Source organism: Bartonella sp. AP58NXGY (assembly GCF_042195785.1).
In the GTDB taxonomy this organism is placed as follows: Bacteria; Pseudomonadota; Alphaproteobacteria; order Rhizobiales; family Rhizobiaceae; genus Bartonella.
In genome coordinates this window covers 1-692 of sequence record NZ_JBHIOY010000268.1, presented here as the reverse complement: position 1 = coordinate 692, position 692 = coordinate 1, and the positions used below count along the sequence as shown (strand labels likewise).

Annotated in this window: 1 pseudogene; it reads left to right on the top strand. The window is 33.5% G+C overall.

The features are described from left to right. Window positions 1–692 (top strand): annotated as a pseudogene (locus tag ACFINC_RS10865) (hypothetical protein); the annotation flags it as partial.

The window sequence follows — 692 nt, the reverse complement described above, 5'->3', positions numbered from 1 at the left end:
AATCTTTTGTTATGTACAATTGCTGGAACTTTCATTTTTTCTCATTTTGCTCCGACTTGTGCAAATACACAACCTCCTGAAATTATTAATGAGTTTAAACTTGAGAAAGGAGAGGAAAAGACTCTTAATAATGTTTTCATTCGCAATGGATTGAGCGCAGTGTACGCCTCTGAAAAAGCAATTGCTACAATTACGAACTCGACGATACATTCAGGTTCATTTGCATTTGCTGTATCAAAAGGTGGACGTGTTAATGCTAAAGGCATGAAAGTCAATGCATTACATACTGGTCTATCAATTTCAAACGGTGTCATTAATATTGAGGATTCAGTCATAGAAACCAAAAGACAATCTGGTATTATTTTTCATACTATTTTAGATGCTTTTCTGAAAGAGGGTGAAGAAGTTGTAAATAAGGCCATTCTTACCAATACAAAACTCCTTGTGAGAGATGGTGTTGGTATTTGGGGACCATCATCTTCAAAGTCTGTTGCCGAAGTTCAACTTAGAAATTCAGAAATTCGTTCTGATGTGTTATTAAAAAATAGTGTAAAAAAGAAAACAGATTCAGATCCTCATCCTGTTAGTTTTGTATTGACTGCCGATAATTCAATTATGGAAGGAAGAGCAAGAACCTTAGAAGTAAATACAACTGTTTTTAATTTAAACAATAATAGCAAATGGTATTTAAA